Annotated in this window: 11 protein-coding genes, 1 tRNA gene, 3 rRNA genes and 3 pseudogenes; 13 read left to right on the top strand and 5 right to left on the bottom strand. The window is 40.0% G+C overall.

Annotation, left to right across the window (positions count from 1 at the left end; genetic code table 11):
- Positions 1–319 precede the first annotated feature (319 nt).
- The 6 genes and pseudogenes from MLC44_RS13125 to MLC44_RS13100 all read left to right on the top strand — a co-directional run bounded on the left by MLC44_RS13125 (position 320) and on the right by MLC44_RS13100 (position 9,279).
- Positions 320–1,840: ribosomal RNA gene (locus MLC44_RS13125) — 16S ribosomal RNA — on the top strand.
- Between the two features lie 285 nt (positions 1,841–2,125).
- Positions 2,126–2,202: transfer RNA gene (locus MLC44_RS13120), tRNA-Ile, on the top strand.
- A gap of 288 nt (positions 2,203–2,490) precedes the next feature.
- A 23S ribosomal RNA gene (locus MLC44_RS13115) occupies positions 2,491–5,383 on the top strand.
- Positions 5,384–5,638: 255 nt separating this feature from the next.
- A 5S ribosomal RNA gene (gene rrf / locus MLC44_RS13110) occupies positions 5,639–5,754 on the top strand.
- Together the 16S, 23S and 5S rRNA genes with 1 tRNA gene alongside form the textbook arrangement of a ribosomal RNA operon.
- 423 nt (positions 5,755–6,177) lie before the next feature.
- Entirely contained in the window at positions 6,178–7,431 is a 1,254-nt protein-coding gene (locus MLC44_RS13105) for an OmpP1/FadL family transporter (RefSeq protein ID WP_151899271.1), read from the top strand.
- A 222-nt stretch (positions 7,432–7,653) separates the two neighbouring features.
- Positions 7,654–9,279, top strand: a pseudogene (locus MLC44_RS13100) (IS1634 family transposase).
- A 217-nt stretch (positions 9,280–9,496) separates the two neighbouring features.
- Here MLC44_RS13100 and purM read toward each other — a convergent pair.
- Complete coding sequence (purM, locus tag MLC44_RS13095; RefSeq protein WP_434657743.1) at positions 9,497–10,495, bottom strand: phosphoribosylformylglycinamidine cyclo-ligase; 999 nt, start codon at positions 10,493–10,495, stop codon at positions 9,497–9,499.
- Positions 10,495–10,695 carry a YgaP family membrane protein gene (locus MLC44_RS13090; RefSeq protein WP_151899275.1) on the bottom strand — a complete coding sequence of 67 codons (201 nt, stop codon included), beginning with the start codon at positions 10,693–10,695 and terminating at the stop codon, positions 10,495–10,497. The genes purM and MLC44_RS13090 overlap by 1 nt, the downstream gene beginning before the upstream one ends.
- 122 nt (positions 10,696–10,817) lie before the next feature.
- Between MLC44_RS13090 and MLC44_RS13085 the strand changes: the two genes are divergently transcribed.
- Genes MLC44_RS13085 through dapF form a run of 3 tightly spaced genes read left to right on the top strand, consistent with a single transcriptional unit; the run spans position 10,818 to position 12,720 of the window.
- Positions 10,818–11,369 (top strand): spermidine synthase, encoded by a 552-nt coding sequence (locus tag MLC44_RS13085; protein WP_151899276.1) that lies wholly within the window; start codon positions 10,818–10,820, stop codon positions 11,367–11,369.
- Entirely contained in the window at positions 11,369–11,965 is a 597-nt protein-coding gene (gene coaE / locus MLC44_RS13080; protein WP_434657740.1) for a dephospho-CoA kinase, read from the top strand. Before MLC44_RS13085 ends, coaE begins: the two co-directional genes overlap by 1 nt.
- Positions 11,962–12,720, top strand: a complete 759-nt coding sequence (gene dapF, locus MLC44_RS13075; protein WP_151899278.1) for a diaminopimelate epimerase — start codon at positions 11,962–11,964, stop codon at positions 12,718–12,720. Before coaE ends, dapF begins: the two co-directional genes overlap by 4 nt.
- 9 nt (positions 12,721–12,729) lie before the next feature.
- Here the strand turns inward: dapF and MLC44_RS13070 are convergent, their stop codons facing one another.
- The 3 genes from MLC44_RS13070 to rpsT form a co-directional block, all read right to left on the bottom strand.
- Complete coding sequence (locus MLC44_RS13070; RefSeq protein WP_434580640.1) at positions 12,730–12,918, bottom strand: hypothetical protein; 189 nt, start codon at positions 12,916–12,918, stop codon at positions 12,730–12,732.
- A 91-nt stretch (positions 12,919–13,009) separates the two neighbouring features.
- Positions 13,010–14,077, bottom strand: a complete 1,068-nt coding sequence (prfA, locus tag MLC44_RS13065) for a peptide chain release factor 1 (RefSeq protein ID WP_434580638.1) — start codon at positions 14,075–14,077, stop codon at positions 13,010–13,012.
- Between the two features lie 12 nt (positions 14,078–14,089).
- On the bottom strand, positions 14,090–14,350 hold the full coding sequence (gene rpsT / locus MLC44_RS13060; protein WP_151899280.1) for a 30S ribosomal protein S20: 261 nt from the start codon (positions 14,348–14,350) through the stop codon (positions 14,090–14,092).
- A gap of 207 nt (positions 14,351–14,557) precedes the next feature.
- Between rpsT and glmM the strand changes: the two are divergent.
- The 4 genes and pseudogenes from glmM to MLC44_RS13040 all read left to right on the top strand — a co-directional run.
- A pseudogene (gene glmM, locus MLC44_RS13055) lies at positions 14,558–15,897 on the top strand (phosphoglucosamine mutase).
- The gene (gene lspA, locus MLC44_RS13050; RefSeq protein WP_418640814.1) at positions 15,890–16,351 is read left to right on the top strand and encodes a signal peptidase II; all 462 of its coding nucleotides are present in this window, start codon (positions 15,890–15,892) and stop codon (positions 16,349–16,351) included. Before glmM ends, lspA begins: the two are co-directional and overlap by 8 nt.
- A 72-nt stretch (positions 16,352–16,423) precedes the next feature.
- Positions 16,424–17,722: a trigger factor gene (gene tig, locus MLC44_RS13045; RefSeq protein ID WP_346389825.1), complete on the top strand. Its 1,299-nt coding sequence runs from the start codon at positions 16,424–16,426 to the stop codon at positions 17,720–17,722.
- A 3-nt stretch (positions 17,723–17,725) separates the two neighbouring features.
- Positions 17,726–18,240, top strand: a pseudogene (locus MLC44_RS13040) (ATP-dependent Clp protease proteolytic subunit); the annotation flags it as partial.
- Positions 18,241–18,294 lie beyond the last annotated feature (54 nt).

Genomic DNA, 18,294 nt, shown 5'->3' with positions numbered 1-18,294 from the left:
TTTTAAAAATGTTTGAGATCATTGAAAACTAAGCAAGTAAGAGACTTTTTAACTTTAGAGTTAAAGAGATAAATTACTTAGAAATAACTAATAAACAACAACCGTCTATTCTATTTTGAAATCCATACAGGCTTGCCTGTATGGTTCCCTTAATAGTAATAGATAACTATTATTCTGTGCTTGAAATGGCACAGAACATACAACAGTCTAGTAATAGAACCTTAAGCAGTTTTATTAAGACTTAAAATAACAAAGCCAATGATTTAATAATCTTGGGCAAAAGATCAGTAATAAGTTTACTTATCTTTCTGTAATAACAATTATGGAGAGTTTGATCCTGGCTCAGAATGAACGCTGGCGGCGTGCTTAACACATGCAAGTCGAACGGTAACAGATGGTAGCTTGCTACTATGCTGACGAGTGGCGCACGGGTGAGTAATATATAGATAATGTGCCCCTTGGACCGGGATAGCCATTGGAAACGATGATTAATACCGGATACTCCTTCTTATCACAAGATAAGTCGGGAAATGGATTCCGCCAAGGGATCGGTCTATATCCCATCAGCTAGTTGGTAGTGTAAGAGACTACCAAGGCGATGACGGGTAGCGGGTTTGAGAGGATGATCCGCCACACTGGTACTGAGACACGGACCAGACTCCTACGGGAGGCAGCAGTGAGGAATATTGCACAATGGGGGAAACCCTGATGCAGCAACGCCGCGTGGAGGATGACGCATTTCGGTGTGTAAACTCCTTTTATATGTCAAGAAAATGACGGTAGCATATGAATAAGCACCGGCTAACTCCGTGCCAGCAGCCGCGGTAATACGGAGGGTGCAAGCGTTATTCGGAATCACTGGGCGTAAAGGACGCGTAGGCGGGTTGGCAAGTCAGATGTGAAATCCTACAGCTTAACTGTAGAACTGCATTTGAAACTGCCGACCTAGAGTATGGGAGGGGGAGATGGAATTAGTGGTGTAGGGGTAAAATCCGTAGATATCACTAGGAATACCGAAAGCGAAGGCGATCTCCTGGAACATAACTGACGCTAAGGCGTGAAAGCGTGGGGAGCAAACAGGATTAGATACCCTGGTAGTCCACGCCCTAAACGATGTTCACTAGTCGTCGCTCTGCTAGTCAGGGCGGTGATGCACTTAACAGATTAAGTGAACCGCCTGGGGAGTACGGTCGCAAGATTAAAACTCAAAGGAATAGACGGGGACCCGCACAAGTGGTGGAGCATGTGGTTTAATTCGAAGATACGCGAAGAACCTTACCTAGCCTTGACATTGAGAGAACCTGCCAGAGATGGCGGGGTGCCCTTCGGGGAGCTCGAAAACAGGTGCTGCACGGCTGTCGTCAGCTCGTGTCGTGAGATGTTGGGTTAAGTCCCGCAACGAGCGCAACCCTCGTCCTTAGTTGCTAGCAGGTTAAGCTGAGCACTCTAAGGAGACTGCCTTCGTAAGGAGGAGGAAGGTGAGGACGACGTCAAGTCATCATGGCCCTTATGGCTAGGGCTACACACGTGCTACAATGGGGCGTACAGAGTGTTGCGATACCGCGAGGTGGAGCTAATCACTTAAAGCGTCTCTCAGTTCGGATTGGAGTCTGCAACTCGACTCCATGAAGCTGGAATCACTAGTAATCGTAGATCAGCAATGCTACGGTGAATACGTTCCCGGGTCTTGTACTCACCGCCCGTCACACCATGGGAGTTGATTTCACCCGAAATCGGGAAGCCAACCTTCGGGGGGCTACCGCTTACGGTGGAATTAGCGACTGGGGTGAAGTCGTAACAAGGTAACCGTAGGAGAACCTGCGGTTGGATCACCTCCTTTCTAGAGTAAAGAGCACTCATTCGATTGAGTGGCTCAACACAAGAAAATCTCACACGAGAAATAGTTTATTAGTTGTTTCAAAAGTTACTTACTTGCTTAGTTTTCAGTGATCTGTGTTCATTTGAATTACGATTATGTCAAAGGTGTAACCTTGAGAGGGCTTTGCTTTCTGAGGGATTTTAGCTTTAGTCAAGGAAGGTTCTTTGCTGAAGGCGGAGCGTATAAACTGTACGTGACAACTGAAGTAAAGGTTCTGACGCAGAATAAAGTTAAAAGCACCAGAAAGGGCCTATAGCTCAGCTGGTTAGAGTGCACCCCTGATAAGGGTGAGGTCCCAGGTTCAAGTCCTGGTAGGCCCACCATTTCTTAGCGATTTGCACTTAAAAAAGAAACTCACATACTAAAGTATGCTTCGCTTCTTTTTTAAGCACAACTCATCTAAGAAACAAGTTTCTAAATTAAATATAAGTTCTTAAAGTCATAAGAATTTATATTTGGTTTAAAAACCAAACGATCATTAAATTACAATTGTTAAAGTCAACAACTTTAATTATAGAGATATAATTAAAAACTAAATAACTACAATAACAGATCATTCATCTTGTTTAATGTATTCATACATTAAATAAGGTAGTGAACGCAACATAGAATAAAAAGATATTAAGGGCCATAGGTGGATGCCTTGGCTAGTAGAGGCGATGAAAGACGTACTAGGCTGCGAAAAGTCTCGGGGAGCTGCCAAGAAGCTTTGATCCGGGAATTTCTGAATGGGGCGACCCAGCACGGAGCGATTCGTGTTACCACCTTCGGGTGGGGCGAACTTGGGGAAGTGAAACATCTCAGTACCCAAAGGAAGAGAAATCAAACGAGATTCCGAGAGTAGCGGCGAGCGAAATTGGAATAGGGCGCATACATTTAGCATATTTGTTAGCAGAACATTCTGGAAAGGATGAGCATAGAGGGTGATACTCCCGTAAGCGAAAACATTTATGTGGAACTAAGGTATGGAACGAGTAGGTCGGGACACGTGTTATCTTGACTGAATATGGGGGGACCACCCTCCAACCCTAAATACTACTACTAGACCGATAGCGAACAAGTACCGTGAGGGAAAGGTGAAAAGGACCGCGGTGAGCGGAGTGAAATAGAACCTGAAACCTATGGCTTACAATCATTCGGAGCACTATTAAATAAGTGTGACGGACTGCCTTTTGCATAATGAGCCTGCGAGTTGTGGTATCTGGCAAGGTTAATCGAACGAGAAGCCGTAGCGAAAGCGAGTCTTAATAGGGCGACATAGTCAGATGCTGCAGACCCGAAACTGAGTGATCTATCCATGAGCAGGTTGAAGCTGGTGTAAGAGCCAGTGGAGGACCGAACCCGTAGAAGTTGAAAATTCTTGGGATGACTTGTGGATAGGGGTGAAAGGCCAATCAAACTCAGTGATAGCTGGTTCTCTCCGAAATATATTTAGGTATAGCCTCGAGCATTAGCGTATAGGGGTAGAGCACTGACAGGGCTAGGGCTGCTTACCGCGGTACCAAACCCTATCAAACTCCGAATACTATACGTGTAACCTCGGGAGTCAGGCGTAGGGTGATAAAATCCTATGTCGAGAGGGGAACAACCCAGACTAACAGCTAAGGTCCCAAAGTTTTATCTAAGTGGAAAAGGATGTGGAGTTGCTGTGACAACCAGGAGGTTGGCTTAGAAGCAGCCATCCTTTAAAGAAAGCGTAACAGCTCACTGGTCTAGCGATTCTGCGCCGAAAATATAACGGGGCTAAGATAAACACCGAAGCTTTAGATTTACAGTTTACTGTAAGTGGTAGGAGAGCGTTCCATTCAGCGCTGAAGGTATACCGGTAAGGAGTACTGGAGCGGATGGAAGTGAGCATGCAGGCATGAGTAGCGAGAAAAGAAGTGAGAATCTTCTTCGCCGTAAACCCAAGGTTTCCTACGCGATGCTCGTCATCGTAGGGTTAGTCGGGACCTAAGTCGAGTCCGAAAGGGGTAGACGATGGCAAATCGGTTAATATTCCGATACCGACATTACATCGTTTGAGTGATGGGGGGACGCATAGAGTTAAAGGGGGTCACTGATGGAATAGTGGCTCGAAGGACGTAGGTCGTAGCGTAGGCAAATCCGCGCTACATGAGACCGAGATCTGACAGGCTGGTCAATCTTTTCGGAGAGCGACCAGAACCCTTGATACTGTCGTGCCGAGAAAAGCCTCTAAACGAGATGTAATGTTGCCCGTACCGTAAACCGACACAGGTGGGTGAGATGAGTATTCTAAGGCGCGTGGATGAACCCTTGTTAAGGAACTCTGCAAACTAGCACCGTATCTTCGGTATAAGGTGTGCCCTAAGTGTTAGGAGATTTACTCTCCAAAGCACTGACGGGTCGCAGCAAAGAGTCCCTCCCGACTGTTTACCAAAAACACAGCACTCTGCTAACACGTAAGTGGATGTATAGGGTGTGACGCCTGCCCGGTGCTCGAAGGTTAAAAGGATTGCTTAGCTTCGGCGAAGGCATGAATTGAAGCCCGAGTAAACGGCGGCCGTAACTATAACGGTCCTAAGGTAGCGAAATTCCTTGTCGGTTAAATACCGACCTGCATGAATGGCGTAACGAGATGGGAGCTGTCTCAACAAGGGATCCAGTGAAATTGTAGTGGAGGTGAAAATTCCTCCTACCCGCGGAAAGACGGAAAGACCCCGTGCACCTTTACTATAGCTTGACACTGCTATTGGGATATTCATGTGCAGGATAGGTGGGAGCCGTTGAATCCAGGACGCCAGTTCTGGAGGAGGCAACCTTGAGATACCACCCTTGAATATTCTGATAGCTAACTCCGTACGATTATCTCGTGCGAGGACAATGTCTGGTGGGTAGTTTGACTGGGGCGGTCGCCTCCTAAAAAGTAACGGAGGCTTACAAAGTTCGGCTCAGAAGGGTTGGAAATCCTTCGTAGAGTATAATGGCATAAGCCGGACTGACTGTGAGACATACAAGTCGAGCAGAGTCGAAAGACGGTCATAGTGATCCGGTGGTTCTGTGTGGAAGGGCCATCGCTCAAAGGATAAAAGGTACGCCGGGGATAACAGGCTGATCTCCCCCAAGAGCTCACATCGACGGGGAGGTTTGGCACCTCGATGTCGGCTCATCGCATCCTGGGGCTGGAGCAGGTCCCAAGGGTATGGCTGTTCGCCATTTAAAGCGGTACGCGAGCTGGGTTCAGAACGTCGTGAGACAGTTCGGTCCCTATCTTCCGTGGGCGTAGGAACGTTGAGGAGAGCTGACCCTAGTACGAGAGGACCGGGTTGGACGTGCCACTGGTGCACCAGTTGTCCTGCCAAGGGCATAGCTGGGTAGCTACGCACGGATGAGATAACCGCTGAAAGCATCTAAGCGGGAAGCCAACTCCAAGATGAACGTTCCCTGAAGTACGCTTGAAGACTACAAGCTTGATAGGCTGGATGTGTACGCACAGCAATGTGTTTAGCTGACCAGTACTAATAGTACGTTTGTCTTTTTACCAAGTTCTTAAATGAACACAATTGCTTCACTACCTTATTTAGTGTATTTATTAAATAAGAGATATGTTAAGAAGTTATTTAGTATGACGGAAACAAGGTTTTAACCTTGCCTTTTAGGCTTTTAAGCCAATTAGCCCAGACTGAAGTCTGGGTTCCGAAGAGTTTGTTGACTTTAACAATTGATATTACTCAACTCTTAACTGATATAAGATCAGATATAAATACATCAGTCAGATGTCTTTATATCTGATCTTGTCTAGGTGGCTATAGAGAGAGGGAAACGCCTGGCCCCATTCCGAACCCAGAAGCTAAGCCTCTCATCGCTGATAATACTGCAGGTTTCACTTGTGGGAATGTAGGTCGCTGCCTAGTTGATCAGATTTTTCTTCCTAACTTTCAATCATTTACAAAATTTTCTCTGCTATATTTCTATTTACTTTATTTTTACATTTCTTTTGTACAATACATATATATTTTAATATGTGATAAAAATGTTACAAATATACACATTGTTATTTTTTTATCACATATCTACATTTTCATCTTTTTTATCATATAGTGATATTTACTATTAATACAGCTGATATTTTCTCTATTTCTTCCATTTTTATAATATTTTATTATGTTCCTCAGTGATTTTTGTTATACAATGAACTATAATGATTTAATCTATAAGTTTTTATGATACCTATGTTTCTCTTCTTAAGATGCAATTAATTTTTTATCCCATATAATACTTTCAGTCGAAATAGCTTTGGCTATCTCAAAAATTTGACATACTCTTAAGGAGAGAAAATGAAAAAAACAATTAAATTAGCAGTAGTAGCTGCATTAGCTTTAGGTGCAACTTCTGCATTTGCAACGAACGGTGCAGCATTAATAGGTACGGGTGCAAAATCTCGTGGTATGGCAGGAACGAGTATTGGTATAAGCCATGGTGCAGAATCTGCTCTTTCAAATCCTGCTTTAATTACTTCTGTGAAAGGAACTGAGATTTCTTTCGGTGGTACAATTTTTATGCCACATGTAAAAAATGAAAATAATATTGGTTTTGGAGCTTCATCATTTGACAGTGATGCTAATTTAAATGTTATACCTGAAGTTTCTTTGGCAACTAAAATCAACGATAATTTTTATGTTGGTATTGGTATGTGGGGAACTGGCGGTATGGGTGTTGACTATCGTGATGCCAACTCTGTATTAGCAGGTGGTACTCAAATGCAAATGGTTACCAATCTTCAATTAATGCAGTTTGGTGTGCCATTGGCATATACTACAAATGGTTTTAGTGTAGCAGTTACACCAATTTTGCAATATGGTTCTTTGGATATTAATTATGAGTATCCAGGTAGCCCTAATCCTTTAGATCCAAATGCTGCGGGAGATACAATCGGAATGGGTGTTGCTCAAGATTTAAAATTTGGTTACAACATAGGTTTAGCTTATACGATGTCTGGTTTTACAGTTGGAGCAATTTATAAATCTAGAATTGATATGGAATATAAAGGGTTTGATACAGTTGTTAGTCCTTTTACTGCAACTGGATATAATAACAATAAACTTTCCACACCAGCTGAGATTGGTATAGGTGCAAGTTATAATATGGGCGAGCATACTGTAGCTGTTGATTATAAGCAAATTAAATGGTCTGATGCGAAAGGATATAAAGATTTTGAATGGGATGATCAAAATGTAATTGCTTTAGGTTATGAGTATAATACAAAAGGTTGGGCAGTGCGTTTAGGTTATAATTATGCTTCAAGTCCTATTAGCGAAAAAACTGTTGTGAATCCTGCAACTGATATTCCAAATAGTGCTGGATTACAGCCAGGTACAGTCAATACTTTTAATCTTCTTGGTTTTCCAGGTATTGTTGAATCTCACTATGCAATTGGTGCTTCTTATGATATAAGTAATAAAGCATCAGTAGATGTAGCATATACATATGCACCTGAAGTTACAAATACTTATAAAAACTTTGCAGCTCAAGATATTACAACAAAACACTCTCAAGATGGTGTAAGTGTACAACTGAACTATAACTTCTAGAAAAAGAAAATTAACAGTTCTCTTTTCACATCGCCTTTTGGCGGTGTTCTTTTCTTCTTTCTATTATTTTAATCTTATTTTCTGATCTGTTAGCATAATTCCTGACTTCCGCGATAACTTTTTAAATAAAACTTAACCTCGTAAAATAGGTACTTTCAGAGGATAAAAAGGCACGATTTGTGTGCCTCGGGAATATATTCATAGAATTTGTTATCATTTTATATGGGATTAAAAGTCAGAAAAAAGAAAAATAGCAGTGGAAGTATCAGTATTCATATTGTTGACAGAAGCAATCGAGGCTATAAAGTAGTTGAAACTTTGGGTAGCAGTAAAGATCCAGATGAGATTGAGCAACTTTACCAAAAAGCACTGGGGCGTATTGATGAACTTGAGTATAATCTTTTCTATTTTTTACAAACTAACAGTAAAAAAGAGTTGTTAAAAAAGCTGCTTGCAGAATATACAACACAAGATTTTATACCTATTGGTGATGAGTTAATATTTGGGAGATTGTTTGATGATATAGGGTGTAATAAAGTTTTTGAAAAGTTACAAACAACATCCATTCGTAAAGTTTCAGAAAAACAGTTTTTATTTCGCTCATTGGTAATATCAAGAATACTCTACCCCGGCAGCAAATTGGAGCTGATACACTATTTGGACTACTTCAAACATCAAGAGATGACAACAGATACAATTGATCGCTTCTTGGATACTATCTATCAAGAGGAGATAAAGACACAAATATAGCAATGTGTATTTGAACACACCCAAAAGGTGATGTCAGGAACTATCACTGTAACTTTCTATGATGTAACAACACTCTACTTTGAAAGTGAGAGTGAAGATGATTTAAGAAGAATCGGTTTTTCCAAAGAGGGAAAACTTGCCCGTCCCCAAATACTCCTTGGTCTTTTTACAACTCTAGAAGGGTATCCACTGAGCTTTGAAATATACGAGGGAAATAAATATGAAGGGCATACCCTTATAGATATACTTCAAAAGTTTCAAACACGGTTTCAACTCAAAGAAAAACCGATAGTAGTTGCGGATAGAGGGATGCTCACCCATGCAAATATTGCTTTTTTAGAGAATAACGGTTATAAATATATCCTTGCCTATAAAATCAAAAATATTGACAATGTACTCAAAGAGCAAATTGCAAATTTGACATTTATTGATGATGGGGCTATCCATACCATTGATATAGATAAAACGATAAATTATATAGATGAATTTGGCAATAAACAGCAACTCCCTATCAGACAGAAACTGATTCTTACCTACTCCTCCAAAAGAGCAAAAAAAGATAAAAGAACAAGAGAAAAAGCGTTAGAAAAAATCAAACAGAGGTTATCTGATAAAAATATCACCAAAAGCGATCTAAAGCTCTCCTACTATGCAAAATATTTGGATATAGATGAGAAGTGCAGTATTAAATACAAACTCAATCCTCAAAAAATTATTCAAGATGAAAAGCTTGATGGAATCAAAGGGTTTGCAACAAATGATTTTTCACTCAATGCCAATGATGTTATAGCACATTATCAGAATCAGTATGATGTTGAGAGAGCTTTTAGAATCTCAAAAACAGATTTACGCATTCGGCCAATATACCATCACGTTGAGGAGAGAATAAAAGCACATGTACTTATTTCGTTTGTATCATATGCAGTTTACAAAGAGTTTGAAAGAAGATTAAAGTTGCATGATGTCAGATTTAAGTTCTCGCAGAAATTACTAAGAAAAATTATTGAACATATTACAGCTTTAAAAATTGATGATGAATTACTGCCTATAAATCCATCACCGACTCAGAAGCAAATCCTTGATATTTTTGAAAATTGAAAATGTGTGCCTTATCGCGGAAGTCAGGAATTTTTTGAGATTACTACCCAATATATAACTTTAATTCCATTAAAAACTCAACGACTTCTCGGAATTTATATTTTAGTATGGACTGAAAAGTGACAGAAAAAAGTTGCAGCAGTCGGCACTTATGTGCCGATTCCGAAGGATGTAGAGTTTCTTTGATATATATAATATCTAATTTTAATAAAAAAAGCTATACAAGCTTGGCTTCGCGTTTGCCCTCTTTTATCTCTCCAATCAGGTAAGATCCCTCGGCAGATGCCAAGACTTTCTCAACATTCGCTTCTTCAACGACAAGTATCATGCCTACACCCATATTGAATGCTCTAAACATCTCATCACGAGCTACATGCTCGCTCATAAGTTCAAAGATAGGAAGAACCCTGATAGCATCTTCTTTTACTTCTGCCATTAAGTTTTCAGGCAGTACACGTGGAAGATTTTCTACAATGCCTCCGCCTGTAATATGTGCCATAGCTACTATCTCGTTTTTAAGTGCTTTGAATGTTTTCACATAGATGTTTGTCGGCTCTAAAAGTGTCTCTATCAGCGGTTTACCGTTGAAATCATCATTGAAATCTAAGTTCATTTTTTCAAAGAGCACTTTTCTTGCAAGAGAAAAACCGTTTGAATGCAGTCCGGAACTTGGAAGTGCTATAAGTTTGTGTCCTGCACGAACCAAGCTTACTCTGTCCATTTCAGATTTTTCTGCAACACCGACTGCAAAACCGGCAAGGTCATAGTCATCTTCGGAGTACATTCCCGGCATTTCAGCTGTTTCTCCTCCAATAAGTGCACATTCACTGCGGATACATCCCTCTGCTATGCCTGCAACGACATTGGTTGCTACATTTACATCGAGTTTTCCGGTTGCATAGTAATCAAGAAAGAAACTCGGAGTTCCAAAGTTACAGATTAAATCATTGACACACATTGCAACCAAATCAATACCTACGGTATTGTGAATACCGCTGTCAATGGCAAGTTTGAGTTTTGTGCCGACACCGTCGGTTGCCGCAAGCATGACAGGCTCTTTAAAACCTTTTGGCAATTCAAAGGCACCGGCAAATGAGCCGATGCCTCCAAGGACTCCTGGAACTTTTGTACTTTTGACAAGAGGTTTTATATTTTCTACAAAACTGTTTCCTGCATCTATATCTACACCCGCGTCTTTATACGAAATTTGACTCATTATTTTGACTCCGAATCTTGTGGTAAATCACATTTTTTTGAAATGATACAAAGTGGACAGAAGTTAGTCAAGCCCGCAATGAGAGGAATAAGTCCAAGATAGAACCATACTATGCCTGTGATTAAGCCTGCAATAATGAGAGCAAGACCAAGTGCAATGCGAAACACTCTGCAAAACTTTCTAATTTTGTTATAATCCATTTTATACCTTTAAGTTTTTATAAATATTATGTAATTATAGCGATATTAAGTAAAATTAATCCAAATATGCTAAAATCGCTTTTAATTAATCTACGGGCAAAGCCCATAACAGGAATTTAAGAATGAAAGATTTTATATATAACGAAATGATGGTGCATGTGCCATTGTGTACACATAAAGAGCCAAACAATGTTTTAATCATCAGTTCAAACTCGGCAGGCTTTGTGCAAGAGATACAAAAATATAAATATGATGATATTAATTGTGATGTAATTTCAGCAGATATAAATTTGCTCCGTGAGGTTGCCGATGACAAATATGATGTAGTGATCTCAGAACTTGAGACAGATGCTGCAGTTTTAGCGCATTTTAATCGTGTGTTAAACGAAGAGGGACTTTTGGTAACAGCGCACCCTTCTTTGGATGATGTACCTGAAAACAAAAGAATTATGCAAATTTTAGGCAAATATGCAAAAATCATTATGCCATATAACTTAGGTAATGGAAAAACAGCTCTTTTGGCATCAAAAGAGTATCATCCAACAGCAGATATAATTTTACAAAGAACAGATCTTCTTGACGGTTTAGAATATTACAACTGTGATATTCATCCTGCTGCTTTTGCTACCGGAAACAATGTGAGAAAAGAGTATCTGGGCATTATTAAAAACTAATGGCTTATGAGTATGCTATTGCACTGACAGGCGGTATTGCTACTGGAAAAAGTACAGTAGCCTCACTGTTGGCACTGAACGGAATGCGGGTTATTGATGCAGATACGATTTCACATGAAATTCTCGATGACTCTGTAGAATGGGTGATAGAAACTTTTGGAAGTAAGTATGTAAACGGTACAAAAGTAGACAGAACAAAGTTAGGAAGTTATATTTTTTCTCATCCTGCCGCGAAAAAAACACTTGAAGCGTATCTGCATCCTAAAATACAGGCTGAAATAGAAAAACGCAGTGAAAAGCAGGATAAATTTCAATTCCCCTATCTTATAGATATCCCGCTTTTTTTTGAAAATTCCAATTATGATATAAAAGAGAGTGTTGTAGTCTATACTCCTGAAGATATTCAACTTGAGCGTTTTATGAAACGTAACGGTTACTCAGAAGAGGAGTCTTTGAAGCGAATTGCTTCACAAATGCCGATTGATGAGAAAAAAAACAAAGCGACCTGGATTATAGACAATTCAAAAAATCTCAAACATCTGCAAAATGAGGTAGAGCAATTTGTAGAGAAGATAAAGGAGATATACAAAAAATGAAAATAAGCAAATACAGTGCAAACGGAAATGATTTTGTAATATTTCATGATGATAAAAAACAAGAGCGCAACGAGCTTGCAAAAGTCTTATGCCATCGTCAAGAGGGCATCGGAGCAGACGGACTGATAGTCATCGTGCCTCATGAAAAGTATGATTTTGAATGGGAGTTTTATAATTCTGACGGAAGTCATGCGGATATGTGCGGAAATGGCAGTCGGGCATGTGCCCATTATGCGTACAATCATAACCTTGCACCTGCAAAAATGCAGTTTATGACAGGAGCCGGTGTTATTGGCGCAGAAGTCGAAGAAAATACTCCCAAAAATGCTATGGTGACAAGCGAACTGACAGCTCCTGAGATTCTTGAAACCGGTATAGAATTTGGCGGACACTCTTGGTGGCTGATAAATACAGGTGTGCCGCATTTGGTACGATATACCGACTCTATAGAAGATTTTGACACAGAAGAGGCAAGAGAACTTCGCTATGTTTATAATGCAAATGTCAATATTATGCATGTAGAAAGCGGCAATTTGAGAGTCCGTACTTATGAACGCGGTGTGGAAGATGAAACATTGGCCTGTGGGACAGGAATGGCTGCCTGCTTTTACAGAGCTTACAAAGAGGGCAAAGTCAAAAACAATATTGAGGTTTATCCGACAAGTGGCGATACACTCTATTTGGGTGTAAATGAAAAAACGATTACTTTTAAGGGGCGTGTGAAAAAAACTTTTGAAACAGAGTGGGAAGTTTAGATTGCTAGGTTACATGTAAAGCTTATAAGCTTGAGGCTTTAGCATAGAACGTACGGGTTCCGAGGGAGCGTTGAGCTTTACATGTATATTTTTAGGAATCGGTACTTCAGTGCCGACTGCTGCAACTTTTCTGCCACTTTCAGCCCAGACTGAAGTCTGGGTTCCGAAAAAGTTGATGAAACTTAACGGAATAAGCATTGAATTCTGGGTTTCGGTACCTGCATCGGCTTTACATGTAAGCTTGTAAAGCTATTTGCAAGCTTTAATAACGAAGTTAAAGCAAAGCCCTTTAGAGCCCTGCAGCCTCTACAATTTTTGCCTGATGGTCTGCAATAAGCGGCTCGATGATTTCATCAAGCAGTCCGCCGCTCATAATTTCATTGAGTCTGTAAAGTGTCAAGTTGATTCTGTGATCACTGATACGGTTCTGCGGATAGTTATATGTTCTGATTCTTCCGCTTCTGTCGCCTGTTCCGACTTGTGTAGCACGAGCCTCACTGTCTTTTGCCTGCGCTTCTTGCATCTCAAGGTCATAAAGTCTTGCTTTTAAGACTTTCATCGCTTTTTCTCTGTTTTTATGCTGTGATTTCTGATCCTGATTAGTGACAACCAGACCTGTAGGCAGGTGAGTAATGCGAACAGCCGAGTCGGTAGTGTTGACAGACTGCCCTCCACAACCTGATGAACGCATCACATCAATTTTTAAATCATTCTCGTTAATCTCAATTTCGACATCATCAACCTCAGGCATAACTGCAACTGTGATTGCAGAGGTGTGTACCCGGCCCTGACTTTCTGTCTGAGGCACGCGTTGCACCCTGTGTGTACCGCCTTCGTATTTCAACCTGCTGTAAACCTGTTCCCCTTTTATAAGTGCTATAACCTCTTTGTATCCGCCTGCATCTGAAGGAGAAGTGCTCATCAGTTCTATTTTCCAGCCTTTTAAATCTGCATAGCGCGTATAGGCATCAAACAGGTCTCCGACAAAGATTGCCGCTTCATCTCCACCGGCACCGGCACGAAGTTCTACAATGATATTTCTGTCATCATTGGGATCTTTTGGAAGAAGGAGCATTTTTATCTCTTCTTCCAAAACGGAAACCTGAGGTTCAAGTTCTTTAAGTTCTTCTTTTGCCATATCACCCATTTCCGGGTCTGAGAGCATCTCTTTTGAGTCACTGATTTCTTCTAAAAGTGCTTTGTACTCTTTTGTCTTTTCAACGATCGGTAAAAGGGAAGACTGTTCTTTGGAAAGTTCTGTCATCCGTTTGATGTCAGAGGTGATGTCAGGTGAACTTAGCAATTCGCTAAGTTCGTTATAGCGGTTGATAAACGGTGTAAGTTTATCTGCTAACATTTGTTGCTAGCCTTATATTGCGTTTACAGATTTGTGTAGACGGCTTACTTTTCTTGCAGCAGTCTCTTTTTTCAAGATACCTTTGCTTACAAATTTGTGAATTTGCTGGTTTGCAACTTTAAATGCTGCCTGTGCTTCTTCTTTGTTACCAGCTTCAACTGCTGAACTAACTGCTTTTACGATATTTTTAAGACGAGTTCTATAGAAACGATTACGTTCGGTACGAACGAGTGTCTGGCGAATTCTCTTAATTGATGACTTGTGATTTGCCATTTAATGAGTCCTTTTTGGAATTTAAGTGCGAAATATTACCTTAAAAATAATTAAAATTAAGTTAAAGGGTGGTAAAATACTTGAAATTGTCCTGAATGTTTACTTTCAAGCTTCAAAAAAAGAGAGCGAATCCTCCCTTTGGTCTGAGTCTCTTTTTTTAAATCTTGCAAGTAAACCGGCAAATCGAATATTTTGAGTGGAGTGAATATGAAATTATTTGGCACAGACGGCGTACGAGGCGAGGCAGGTTCTTTTTTAAGTGCTCGGTTGCTATGAAGGTTGCTATGGCTGCGGGGATTTATTTGAAATCGTCGGCAGTTACAAATAAAATACTTGTAGGAAAAGATACACGCAGAAGCGGCTACATGATAGAGAATGCTATTGTAAGCGGATTGACGGCTATTGGGTATGATGTCATTCAGGTTGGTCCTATGCCTACACCGGCCATAGCATACATTACAGAAAATATGCGCTGTGATGCGGGGATTATGATTTCTGCTTCACATAATTCTTATGAAGATAACGGGATTAAGTTTTTTAACGCCCACGGGGATAAATTTTCAAGTGAGACAGAAAAAGAGATAGAAAATATATATTTTAACGATGCACTTCTTAATAACTCCCAGGTTACAGGCAAGGCAATAGGAAAAGCAAAACGTATTGATGATGTGATAGGGCGATATATAGTACAGCTTAAGAACTCTTTTCCTGTGCATATGACACTGCAGGGAATGCGTATAGTGCTTGACACGGCAAACGGTGCAGCTTATAAAGTAGGCCCGACTGTTTTGGAAGAACTTGGTGCCGAAGTGATTGTACTGCATGACAAACCAAACGGTTTCAACATTAACGAAGACTGCGGTGCTTTGCATACAAAAGATTTATGCAAGAGTGTTGTCAGATATAGAGCCGATCTGGGAATAGCACTTGACGGTGATGCTGACAGACTTGTTGTTGTAGATGAAACTGGAGAAGCAGTAGATGGTGACCATCTTCTGGGTGCACTTGGCGTTTACCTACATAAGCAAAACAAGCTCAAAGGCGGAGGAATCGTAACGACTGTCATGAGTAATCAGGGGCTTGAAGATTACATGTCAGAAAATGGTTTGAAACTTTTTCGATCAGATGTCGGAGACAAACATGTTTTGGCAATTATGAAAAAGCAGGACATTAACTTTGGCGGGGAACAAAGTGGGCATATTATATTTAGTGATTTTGCAAAAACCGGAGATGGACTTGTAGCAACACTTCAGCTACTTGCCTTATTGAATGATAAAAAGAAAAAAGCTTCAGAGCTTTTACGACCATTTCCTTTATATCCGCAAAAACTTGTGAACTTACATGTAAAGAGAAAAAAGCCTTTAAGTGAAATTACTTCTCTGGATGAAAAGTTGCATGCTTTAGAGAAGAAAGGAATACGGCATTTGATCCGCTACTCAGGGACAGAAAACAAACTGCGTGTTCTTTTGGAGTGTAAAGAAGCTGATATCATGAATGAAAAAATGAATGAAATCGTAGAATTCTTTAAAAAAGCGCTCAATGAATAACAGTAATAAAATGTTACGCCTTTCAGCGATATTGCTCTTTAGTATCGCAGGTGTATTTATCATCGATCAAAATATTAAAAGTCTCTTTGTTGAGGGCTTTCGTTATTATACAGAGTGTATAGATCTGATACTTGTTTACAATAAGGGTGTTGCATTTTCAATGTTTGCATTTTTGAATGAGTATTTAAAGTATATTCAGCTTTTGCTTGTAAGTGGTGTTTTGATATATGTACTGTACCTAAAAAAGCTATGTTACGCTTTACCGGTGGGCATACTTCTTGGAGGGGCGTTTTCCAATATTTATGACAGGTTTGTTCATGAGGGCGTTGTAGATATGGTCTACTGGCATTGCGGATTTGATTTTGCTGTTTTTAATTTTGCAGATGTGATGATAGATTTTGCCGTTTTATGGCTGCTTATTTTAAATTTCAAACCAAATTTATGCAAAAATTAATCGCAAAAAAAGCACATTTTTGGTATGATTGTCCAAAATAATGGTGTATACAATACAGATAAAAGGAAATTGATGGAAATCAAAGCAAACAAAATTAATGGTGCAAATGCTCAAATTGAAGCAACAATCTCAAGAGATGAGGTGAATGAAAAGATAGAAAAAATTGCGAAACAACTCTCTAAAACTGCGAATGTTCAAGGTTTCCGTAAAGGGAAAGTTCCTGTTGCTATTATCAAAAAGCAATATGGTGAAAAACTTGTTGAAGATGCTGAAGCAGAAGCACTTCGTGAAGTTCTTGCAAAAGGCTTGACAGAGTTAAACATTGACAGTGCATCTTTGATTGGTGAGCCGACTATTTCTAAATTTGAGAAAAGTGATGATAAAATAGAGGTAGCCGTAAAAATAGCTATGCGTCCTGAAATAAATTTAGAGAATGTAAAATCTTTTGTTCCTGATTTTGAAAAACCTGAAGTGACAGATGAAGAGGTTGAAGAGAGAATTAAGGAAATCGCTGAAAATCAAGCGCCTTTGGTTGACATCAAGCGTAACCGCAAAATGAAAGAGGGTGATACTGCTGTTATTGACTTTGAAGGTTTTATAGACGGAAAAGCTTTTGAAGGTGGTGCTGCAGAGAATTTTGAGCTTAAACTCGGTTCGGGACAGTTTATCCCAGGATTTGAAGATCAGTTGATTGGCGTAAAAAGAGATGAAGAAGTTACAATCAATGTGACTTTTCCTGAAAACTACGGTTCAGACACACTTGCAGGAAAAGATGCCGAATTTAAAGTAAAAGTAAACGGTATTAAAGTAAAAGACGAGGTTGTTATAGATGATGAGCTTGCAAAAAAACTGCTTCCTGGTGAAGAAGATGCAACTTTGGAAAAACTTAAAGAAGAAGTAAAAAAAGCACTTGAGCAGGAAAAACTTGCAAAACTTTACAATGATGAGCTAAAACCGAAACTTTTAGAGACGCTGGTTGAAAAAATTGATTTTGATTTACCGGAGTTTGTCGTAGATCAGGAAATTGATATGGCTGTCAACAAAAAAGCATCGCAAATGAGTGAAGATGAAATCAAAGAGCTTAAAGAAAACCCTGAAAAACTAGAAGAACTTCGTGAAAGCTTTCGTGATGATGCAGTAAAAAGTGTAAAAGCGACATTCATTATAGATGCGTTGGCACAGGAGATGAGTATAAAAGTAGAAGAGCAGGAAGTGATGCAGACTATCTACTATGAAGCAATGCAAATGGGTCAAGATCCGCAAAAGGCATATGAACATTATAAAGAGGCAGGGTATCTTCCGGCAATTCAAATGTCAATGGTGGAAGACAAAGTGTTAACTGCTCTCTTGAATGAAAAGTCAGAAGCGTAAGCCATGAGCTATATTCCTTATGTAGTGGAAAAAACAGGACGCGGTGAGCGTTCTTATGATATTTTTTCCCGTCTTTTAAAAGACAGAATTGTGATGCTCAGCGGAGAGGTAAATGATGCTGTGGCATCTACTATTGTTGCACAGTTTTTGTTTCTTGAAGCAGAAGATCCCGAAAAAGATATCTATTTTTATATTAACTCTCCCGGCGGTGTTGTGACTGCGGGGATGGCTATTTTTGATACGATGAACTATATTCGTCCGCATGTTGCTACGATTTGTATCGGTCAGGCTGCATCTATGGGTGCATTTTTGCTCTCAAGCGGTGAAAAAGGCAAACGCTATGCATTGCCTCATGCCAGAATCATGATACACCAGCCTTTAGGCGGTGCACAGGGTCAGGCAACTGATATCGCAATTCAGGCAGAAGAGATTCTTCGCATGAAAAAAGAACTCAATGCAATTTGGCAGAAAATACCGGGCAAAGCATTGAAACAGTTGAAAAAGATACAGATCGTGACAACTTTATGAGTGCTGCAGAAGCAAAAGATTATGGCATGATTGATGAAGTGTTA

It is taken from the genome of Sulfurimonas sp. NW9, from assembly GCF_051132275.1.
GTDB lineage: Bacteria > Campylobacterota > Campylobacteria > Campylobacterales > Sulfurimonadaceae > Sulfurimonas > Sulfurimonas hydrogeniphila.
The sequence above is the reverse complement of the archived record's forward strand: the minus strand, read 5'-3'. Positions and strand labels throughout refer to the sequence as shown.